9 protein-coding genes are annotated in these 9275 nt (G+C 67.2%); 1 reads left to right on the plus strand and 8 read right to left on the minus strand.

Going from position 1 to position 9275, the window contains the following annotated elements; translation table 11 throughout:
- Positions 1-9: 9 nt before the first annotated feature.
- The 8 genes from ACHAAJ_RS02145 to ACHAAJ_RS02180 form a co-directional block, all read right to left on the minus strand.
- On the minus strand, positions 10-876 hold the full coding sequence (locus tag ACHAAJ_RS02145; RefSeq protein WP_435726205.1) for a shikimate dehydrogenase: 867 nt from the start codon (positions 874-876) through the stop codon (positions 10-12).
- Complete coding sequence (gene mltG / locus ACHAAJ_RS02150; RefSeq protein WP_435726206.1) at positions 873-2069, minus strand: endolytic transglycosylase MltG; 1197 nt, start codon at positions 2067-2069, stop codon at positions 873-875. Before mltG ends, ACHAAJ_RS02145 begins: the two co-directional genes overlap by 4 nt.
- 247 nt (positions 2070-2316) lie before the next feature.
- Positions 2317-2841: a Holliday junction resolvase RuvX gene (gene ruvX, locus ACHAAJ_RS02155; protein WP_435726226.1), complete on the minus strand. Its 525-nt coding sequence runs from the start codon at positions 2839-2841 to the stop codon at positions 2317-2319.
- The gene (gene alaS / locus ACHAAJ_RS02160; RefSeq protein WP_435726207.1) at positions 2838-5519 is read right to left on the minus strand and encodes an alanine--tRNA ligase; all 2682 of its coding nucleotides are present in this window, start codon (positions 5517-5519) and stop codon (positions 2838-2840) included. Before alaS ends, ruvX begins: the two co-directional genes overlap by 4 nt.
- Before the next feature lie 57 nt (positions 5520-5576).
- Positions 5577-5837: a hypothetical protein gene (locus tag ACHAAJ_RS02165; RefSeq protein WP_435726208.1), complete on the minus strand. Its 261-nt coding sequence runs from the start codon at positions 5835-5837 to the stop codon at positions 5577-5579.
- A 17-nt stretch (positions 5838-5854) separates the two neighbouring features.
- A complete protein-coding gene (locus ACHAAJ_RS02170) occupies positions 5855-6226 on the minus strand; it encodes a DUF948 domain-containing protein (protein WP_435726209.1) in 372 nt (123 codons plus the stop codon).
- A gap of 135 nt (positions 6227-6361) precedes the next feature.
- A complete protein-coding gene (gene rpsD, locus ACHAAJ_RS02175; protein ID WP_435726210.1) occupies positions 6362-6988 on the minus strand; it encodes a 30S ribosomal protein S4 in 627 nt (208 codons plus the stop codon).
- A 173-nt stretch (positions 6989-7161) separates the two neighbouring features.
- Positions 7162-8556, minus strand: coding sequence for a replication-associated recombination protein A (locus ACHAAJ_RS02180; RefSeq protein ID WP_435726211.1), 1395 nt, complete (start codon positions 8554-8556; stop codon positions 7162-7164).
- 113 nt (positions 8557-8669) lie between these two features.
- Between ACHAAJ_RS02180 and dtd the strand changes: the two genes are divergently transcribed.
- Complete coding sequence (dtd, locus tag ACHAAJ_RS02185) at positions 8670-9107, plus strand: D-aminoacyl-tRNA deacylase (protein WP_435726212.1); 438 nt, start codon at positions 8670-8672, stop codon at positions 9105-9107.
- The last annotated feature ends 168 nt before the right edge of the window (positions 9108-9275 follow it).

Below are 9275 nucleotides of genomic sequence, written 5' to 3' on the forward strand. Positions count from 1 at the left end.
GACGCGGGCCTACCGAACGGGACGGGCTACGCCCACTGCGTCACACATCACGTTTGTGACTTGCTTCCGCTGGTCCTCCGTGCCGCCCGAAAAGAGCCTGACCTGCTCGACGGCCTGGTGGACCAGCATCGACAATCCCCCGGCGGTTCGCCCGCCGGCTTTCGACCAGGCCTCGGCGAGTTTGGTGGGCCAAGGGTCGTAGACGACGTCCAACAGTGCGGCATCCGGCCGTATGGCATCCACCCGGAGGTCCGCGAGAAGCCCGTCGGCCGCGCCTGCGGGAAGGGTGGAGACGACGGCGTCGTACTCCCCCATCCGAGCGCCGGCGGACGGCGCGTCGAGTGCGCGTGCCTCGAGGCCGAAGCTCCGGGCCAGCTCGACGCACTCGGCGGCGCGCGCGGCGGAGCGGACCACGAAGTCCACTCCGTGCGCGCCGAGAAGGTGCGCCGCGGCGGTCGCGGCGGTGGCCGTACCTCCGGCACCCAGGATGGCGATACGTCCGGGCGACGTCAGCCCCAGGTCGGCGAGGGCGCGGACCACTCCGTCGACATCGGTATTCTCCCCGTGGAGCCGAACGCCGTCGGGTCCGCCGTCCACCACGATGGTGTTGAGCGTGCCGAGCCGGGAGACGCGCTCGGACACGGAGTCCATGAAGGGGACCAGTGCGCGCTTGAGAGGCATGGTTACCGAGGCGCCCAACCAGCCCGGTTCCGAGCGAAGCATGGCCGACAGCGTGGGGGCGTCCTCCTGCCCGGCCTCCACGGCCGAATAGGAGATGTCGAGGCCGAGGGATGCATACGCAGCACCATGCAGCGCGGGTGATTTCGAATGTCCGATGGGCTGCCCGAAGACCGCGGCGCGTCCGCTTGGGGTCACTTGCAGATGTCCGGGTTGGCCGAGCACCATGTGCGGAACTCCGCCTGGTTCTTGCGGTGCTCAGCGTACGTTTCGGCGAATTTCGTCTCTCCGGTGGTGGTGTCAACCGTGACCCAGTAGTAGAACTTGTTGTCCTCCGGGTCGATGGCGGCCTCGATCGCGGAATTCGCGGGTGATCCAATGGGTGTGGGCGGCAGGCCCGGATGCACGTAGGTGTTGTACTCGTTGTCCCGGTCCTCCTTCTCGGCGGTGGTGAACTGCAGCGAGTACCGCCCGAGCCCGTAGATGACGGCGGAGTCGACCTGCAGCAGGCCTCCCGTTTCGCGGTTGTCCGGCGCGAGCCTGTTCTCGAGGGCTCCGGCGACCGTCCGATAGTCGTCGGGCCTGGCCTCCGCCTGCAGGATACTGGCGATCTTGAGGACGCGATACTGCTCCTCCGCGTCCGTGACTCCCTGGGCCTCGAGTTCCCCGACCGTGGCGTCGACCATCAGCTGCAAGATGCCCTTGGCGTCGGTTTCGAGAGGGAAACGGTATTCGCCGGGGTGGAGGTAGCCCTCCAGCGTGGCGACGGGATCCGCTAGCCCGAACTCCTTGGGCTGTCTGTTCAGGCCCTCGAGGTCTTCGATCGGAATGCCGGTGGCTTTATTGATTTCCTCGAAGACGGCGTCGGTGCGGACGTTTTGCTTGATGGCGACATAGTGCACCTTCTCGCCCGCGGTGCCGACCATGATGGTGGCGGCATCCAAGGCGGGCATCTTGAACTTCAGGGCATACTCGCCGGGATGGATTTCCTTCTCCGCGGCATCCACCTCCTGGATGGCCTCGAGGAACCTTTGCCGGGACGAAACGATGCCCTCTTCCTCCAGCTCACGCCCGATCTGGAGAGGCCCCCACCCCTGCTCCACGGTGAAATTCACGTCGCCCTCGCCCGGTCCGGCGAAGTCCTCCGGCTCGCCGGGACCCAACAGGCTCTGCAGAAACAGGACCATTGCGGTGACCAGCACGGCGAAGACGCCCAAAACGATCAACATCGCGATGTTGCGCCGACGCCGACGACGTTTCCTGATGGACGGCTTCGCGCCTCCGGTGGGGAGGAAACCGTCGTTGAGGGGGTCGTCCTGGACTTCGACGTCGTTCGCCTCGGAGTCGTATTCCGGACGGACATCCGCGTGCGCGTCTTCGTCGGCGGGCACGTCCGCAGCGGCCCTTCGGGCCGGGGGCGCCGCGCGCCGTTCGGTCTCGGGCCGCCCCGCCGCCACGGGCTCGTGGGCGGACCGGTCATCCAGGGGCGCCGTGGGTTCGCCACGGCGGCGCCCGGTTCGCAGACGCCGGAACGGCGGGCCCTGACCCTGTTCCACGGGCCCGGAAGTAGACTCCCGCGCGGGCCTGGGGGCCCGGTCGGGGTACTCGGGGTGATTCTCGTTCACCGGTAGCCGTCCTTTAGATGTCGTCCGTCGCCGGACGTGCTTCGATCACAACAGCGATCCCCACGTCCCGCTGAAGTGCTTTTTGCATGTTTAGCGCATGTTGCAGGATATCCGCTGCGGCCACCTGGTCAACAACTTGTCGATGTTTTCGACCATCGAGCCCCGCGTCCCGCAGCGACCTGTGGGCCGAAACCGTCGTCAAACGCTCGTCCACCAGACGCACGTCCGCCTGGGAACCGGACGCGCGCAAACGCACCAGCAGGGTCCGCGCATAGTCGCGCGCCATGGCCGTCGACTGGGTTTCCCCGCCCGAAAGCGACTGTGGCAGTCCGACGAACACCTCTATGACGGAGCGCTCAACGGCCAGGTCCGTCAGCAGGCGGATGTCGGTGTTCCGTTTGGAATCGCGCTTGAGCGTGCGCAACGGCGTCGCCAACATCCCGTCGGGATCGCAGACGGAGACGCCGACCCGCGCCATTCCGACGTCGACGCCCAGTCGGACGCCACGCCGGAACGCGGCCGCGGGCGGGGTGTTCAGGACCGCTCCGAGATCTGTCGAACCACGGCTGCCAGCGCGTCGTCGATTTTTGCGGCATCCTGTCCGCCACCCTGTGCGACGTCGTCCTTGCCGCCACCGCCGCCGCCGAGGATCCCCGCCGCGGTGCGGACCAAAGCGCCGGCCTTGACACCTGCGGCGCGTGCGGCATCGTTCGTGGCAACGAGAATCAGCGGACGCGAGTTGGAGACGCCGGCGACGGCGACGGCTGCCGCCGACGACCCCAGGCGCCCCCGCAGGTCCAGCGCCAGCGACCGGAGGTCGTCGGCGGAGGCAACCGCTCCGGCGTCGTGCGCCAAAACCCGGATGCCGGCGACGTCTGCCGCATTGGCGAGCAGGTTGCCGGCGCGTGCTGCGAGTTGTTCCTTGCGCAGCTTCTCCAGTTCCTTCTCCGCGGCGCGGAGCTTGGCGACGGTGGCCTGAACGCGATCGGAAAGCTGGTTGGAGGGCACGCGGAACATTTCGGAAAGCTCGGTGACCAGCGCGCGCTCGGCGGCACCGTGCCGGAAGGCCTCCATGCCAACGAGCGCCTCGACGCGGCGGTTGCCGGAGCCGACGGACTGCTCACCCAACAACGTCAGGGTGCCGATTTGCGCGGTGCCCTCCACGTGCGTGCCACCACAGAGCTCGCGCGACCAGGCGCCGTCGATCTCGACGACCCTGACCTCGCGGCCGTACTTCTCGCCGAAAAGGCTCATGGCGCCGAGCGTCTTGGCCTCGTCGAGGGGCATGGTGCGCGTGAGGACGGAATGGTTGTTCCGGATGGCGAGGTTGGACACCTCTTCGATCTCGCTGCGCGCCGCGGCACTGATGCCCTCGCCCCAGGAGAAGTCGAAGCGCAGGTAGCCGGCCTTGTTGAACGATCCGCTCTGTAGCGCCTCGGGGCCGAGGATCTGGTGCAGCGCGGCGTGCACGATGTGAGTCCCGGAGTGGGCCTGCTCACCCGCGCGGCGGCGCTGCCGGTCGACCTCCGCCAGGACGCGGGCATCGGACGGCAGTTCGCCTTCGCGGACCACGGCCCGGTGGACGCTCAACCCCCGGATGGGTGACTGCACGTCAAGCACCTCCAGCACGAAGCCGTCGCCGGTGACGAGGCCGACGTCGGCCGCCTGGCCACCCGCCTCGGCGTAGAAGGGTGTCTCGTCGAGGACCAGCTCGATCTCCTCGCCCTGCGCGGCGAACGGCACGAGCTCGCCCGACCGGATGATGCCGCGCACGCTCGATTCGGTGGTGAGCTCGTCGTAGCCGGTGAACCGGGTGCCGCCGTCGGCGTTGAGCTCGCCGAAGACCGTCAGGTCGGCGTGGCCGGCCTTCTTCTGGCGCGAATCCTTCTGTGCGCGCTGGCGCTGCTCGAGCATGAGGGCCCTGAAGCGTGATTCGTCCACGGCCAGGCCGGCCTCGCCGGCGATCTCCAGCGTGAGGTCGATCGGGAACCCGTAGGTGTCGTGCAAGGCGAACGCGTCTTCGCCGGAAAGCGCCCGTCCGGCGGTCTTGGAGGCGGACACCGCGTCCTCGAGACGGGCCGTGCCGCTGGCGATGGTGCGTAGGAACGCCTTTTCCTCCGCGTAGGCGATCCGCGAGATGCGCGCGAAGTCGGATTCGACCTCGGGGTAGACGCCCTTCATGGCGTCCCGCGAGACGGGCAGTAGCTCGGGCAGGACCGCCGTGTCCACGCCAAGCAGGCGCATGGCCCGCACCGCGCGGCGAATCAGGCGGCGCAGAACGTAACCGCGACCTTCGTTCGAGGGCGTGACACCGTCGGAAATCAGCATCAGCGAGGAACGAATGTGGTCGGCGACGACGCGCAGGCGGACGTCGTCCGTGTGGTGGGGGTCTGCCGGATCCTCGGTGGAGGTGTATTCCCGTCCGGCGAGTTGGGCCGCCCTGTCCAGGACCGGACGCACCTGGTCCGTCTCGTACATGTTCTCGACGCCTTGCAGGATCATGGCCAACCGCTCGAGGCCCAATCCGGTGTCGATGTTCTTCTTCGGCAGCTCGCCGAGGATCTCGAAATCGTCCTTGCCGGTACCCTCGCCGCGCTGGTACTGCATGAACACGAGGTTCCAGATCTCGATGTAGCGCGTGTCGTCGGCCTCGGGACCACCCTCGATGCCGTATTCCGGTCCGCGGTCGTAGAAGATCTCGGAGCAGGGGCCCGCGGGTCCGGGTTGTCCGGTGGACCAGTAGTTGTCCGCCTTGCCCATTTTCTGGATGCGGTCCGCGGGGACGCCGATCACGTCTCGCCAGATGGCCAGGGCCTCGTCGTCCTCGTGGTAGACGGTGACCCACAGGCGGTCCGCCGGCAGCCCGAAGCCGCCGGTCTCGACCGGGCTCGTCAGGAGTTCCCACGCGTAGCCGATGGCGCCTTCCTTGAAGTAGTCGCCGAAGGAGAAGTTGCCTGCCATCTGGAAGAACGTGCCGTGGCGGACGGTCTTTCCGACCTCGTCGATATCACCGGTACGGATGCATTTCTGGATGCTCGTGGCGCGATCGTAGGGGGCCTCCTCGCGCGCCGTGAGGTACGGGATGAAGGGAACCATTCCGGCGACCGTGAACAGCAGCGACGGGTCGCTGGAAATCAGCGAGGCGCTTGGCACGGCGGTGTGGTCCTTGGCGACGAAGAAGTCCACCCACCGGCGGGCGATGTCCTGCGATTTCATGTGTCGTTGATCCCTTCGAGGAACTGAGAGTTGGGGTTGGCGCCCGGAATGCGGGTGCTAGTAGCGGCGTGCGGTCGCCGGGGAGGCCTGAGCCCCCTGGGCATCGGACGCGAGACCAAGCGCAGTACGCAATTCGGACTCGCGTCCGGACATCCCGTCGCGGAACGCCTCGCCGGTGGCGGCTAGCGAGTCGGCCAGGCGGCCCACGGCACGGTTCAGGCCGTCTTTGCTCGTGGCGGTGCGCACCTGGTTGATCTTGCCCACGGCCAAAACGCCGATGCCGATCCCGATGCCGACCCAGAAGATCTTCTTGATCATGTACGTACGTCGCCTTTCTAGCGGCTGCGGCGGCCCTTGCCGTCGGTGGTTGCGGATAGTGCGGCGCGTACGCCGTGGCTGAAGGCAGCCACCTTGATCAAGGGAGATCCGAGCGTGGACGCCACCAGGGAGGAAAGCGCGGTGATGTTCGCGGAGGCGTCCGAGACGTTGTTGGTAATGCCGTCGACCTTGCGCAATTGTGCGTTCGTGGTGGAGACGGTGGTCGTCACTTCCTCCAGCAGGGGGCTGGTGCCATCGGAGAGCTCGCGCACGGCGTGGCGCAACTCGTCGAAGACCTTTCCCAACTTCCAGACGGGGATCGCCAGAAGGGCCACCAGCACGGCGAAGACTCCCGCGGCGATGAGGCCGGCGATGTCGGATCCGGTCATATGAACTGCTCCTCGTTTCGGTGCTAACAACGGTTCCCAACACTACCAACCGCGGTGCGAACCAAAGAGCCCACGGCCGGAAGGCCGCGGGCTCTTTGGTTCGATCGACGCACAGTCGACCCGGTGGGCCCGGGACTAGCGCGCGTAGTACTCGACGACGAGGTTCTCTTCGCAGGTCACGGGGACCTCCGAGCGCTTCGGGCGGCGCACGAGACGCGCCTGAAGCTTCTCCAGCGTGACGTCCAGGTAGCCCGGGACGGCGGGGAGAACATCGCGGTGGGCGCCGGCCGCGGCGACCTGGAAAGGCACCATGGTCTCGGAACGCTCGTGCACGTGGATTAGCTGACCCTCGGACACGCGGAACGACGGGCGGTCAACGCGCTGGCCGTCCACCACGATGTGGCGGTGCACGACGAGCTGGCGGGCCTGGGCAATGGTGCGGGCGAAGCCGGCACGCAGGACCAGGGCGTCTAGACGCATTTCCAACAGCTCGACCAAGTTCTCACCGGTCAGGCCGGCGGTGCGCTTGGCTTCCTCGAAGGCACGAGTCATCTGTGCCTCGCGGATGCCGTACTGGGCGCGCAGACGCTGCTTTTCGCGCAGACGCACCGCGTAGTCACTGTCCTGCTTCTTGCGGGCGCGTCCGTGCTGGCCGGGGCCATACGGGCGACGCTCCATGTACTTCTCTGCCTTGGGAGTCAAGGCGATGCCGAGGGCACGCGAAATGCGGACCTTGCGGCGGGCACGGGTGTTGTTAGCCACTGGTGTCCTTCTTTTCTGTCGGCGGCTGTGTTGAGTCTGGCCTCCATGATGGAGAGTGAGGGGAAGCCGCTTCCCTGTGTTCTACAGCGCGAACCCCCCCACACGCCGGAGCGCAACGCCCGAGGGCGCCAAAGGGGGACGGCTTGCCAGCCAAGGATCCATCCTACCATCGGCTACTTGCCGCGGACGATCCGCCGGATCTTCTCGAGGCGTTCGGCAATGGACCTTTCGGCCCCGTTGGCGGTCGGAGTGTAGTAGTCGCGTCCCACGAGGTCGTCCGGCACGTATTGCTGGCGCGCGATCCCGTGCGGCTCGTCGTGTGAATAGACATAGCCCTTTCCATGCCCGAGTTGGCCTGCCCCGGGGTAATGGGCGTCGCGCAGATGCGCTGGGATGCCTTGTCCCCTGCCAGCGCGAACGTCCGCGACTGCGGCGTTGATCCCGTTGTAGGCCGCGTTCGATTTGGGTGCCGTCGCGAGGTGCACGACGGCGTGGCCCAGGACGAGCCGGCCCTCGGGCATGCCGATCAGCTGGACCGCCTGGGCGGCCGCCACCGCAGTCTGGAGTGCGGTGGGGTCCGCCATGCCGATGTCCTCGGAGGCGCTGATCATCAGGCGGCGCGCGATGAAACGCGGGTCCTCCCCCGCCTCCAGCATCTTGGCCAGGTAGTGCAGCGCGGCATCGACGTCGGATCCGCGGATCGACTTGATGAATGCGCTAATGACGTCGTAGTGCTGGTCGCCCGCGCGGTCGTAGCGCTGGACGGCGGCGTCCATGGCCCGCTCGGCGTGGGAGGCGGTAACAGCGATGGTGCCCTCTGCGCCCTCGGCTTCTCCCCATGCGACGCCGGCTGCGGCCTCGAGCGCGGTGAGTGAGCGCCGCGCATCCCCACCAGAAAGCTTCACCAGGTGCTCGAGCGCGTCGTCGTCCAACCTTACGGTTCCGGCGAGTCCGCGCTCGTCCTCGACCGCGCGGAGCACGAGCGCGCGGATGTCCGGCTCCTCCAGAGGCTTCAGTGTGAGCAGTAGCGACCTGGACAGCAGGGGTGCGACGACGGAGAAGGAGGGGTTCTCTGTGGTCGCAGCGACGAGCACCACCCAACGGTTCTCGACTCCCGGCAACAGGGCGTCCTGCTGGGCCTTGTTGAAGCGGTGGATCTCGTCAAGGAAGAGGACGGTGGTCATGCCGTGCAGGTCGCGGTCGGACAGCGCCTGGTCCATGACCCGGCGCACATCCCTCACGCCGGCCGTGATCGCGGACAGCTCGACGAACTTCCGTCCCGCTCCGCGTGCGATCACATGGGCCAGCGTGGTCTTTCCCGTACCGGGGGGACCCCACAGGATCAAGCTCGAAAGGCCCGCGGGACCGGTGGTCGCCGCACCGGCAAGCTGGTGGAGCGGGGAACCGGGCCTTAGTAAGTGGGACTGGCCCACAATCTCGTCCAAGGCACGGGGCCGCATCCGGACGGCCAGGGGCGCGCGAGGGCGGCGGGCGGTACCGCCGTCGTCTTGGTCGTCGCCGGACTGTTCCCCGTCGTCGTTCTCCTCGAGACTGAACAGATCATTCACGCCCACCAACCTACAGTCCACGGCGGGTGCACGCCGCGGGGTCTAGGACGGACCTTCGAATAGGATCGTCCGGTCTGCGGCAACCGGGTGGGAGGAGCGAGAGGAAATGACACGTGAAAGCGGTATTGCAACGGGTGTCGAGTGCATCGGTGACGGTGGACGGGGCAACCGTGGGGCGGATCGATGTCGCTGGACTACTGGTGTTGTTGGGTGTCAATCGGAGTGACGGACCGGGCGAAGCCCTGAAACTGGCGGAGAAGGTCTGGCACCTGCGGATGCTCCAGGATGAGCAGTCGTGCCATTCGGCGGGTGCGCCCCTGCTGGTGGTCTCCCAGTTCACGCTCTACGGCGACGTTCGCAAGGGACGTCGACCATCGTGGACGATCGCGGCAGGCCGGGAGCAATCGGAACCCCTCTACGAGGAGTTTGTCCGCTGTCTGCGGATGCTCGGCGCGACCGTGGAGACTGGGGCCTTTGGCGAGATGATGGAGGTCTCACTCGTGAACAGCGGGCCCTTCACGCTCATCGTGGACACCGCGGACCTGCCCTAGTTCGAGCGCTTTGGTTCGCGTCGCTCGTCCCCGTTAACGGTTCTGTTAGGGGCCGTGCTGAAACGACCGCGCGCTAAAATGGTGGTTCGTCGTCGTTGACGGCGCCGTTGGGTTGCCCGGGCCCCGGCTCCGGTTCTGGGTCCTGTGGAGGGGGCTGGCTGGTGTCGC

This window comes from Arthrobacter arnarulunnguaqae (genome assembly GCF_051262515.1).
Lineage (GTDB): Bacteria > Actinomycetota > Actinomycetes > Actinomycetales > Micrococcaceae > Arthrobacter_N.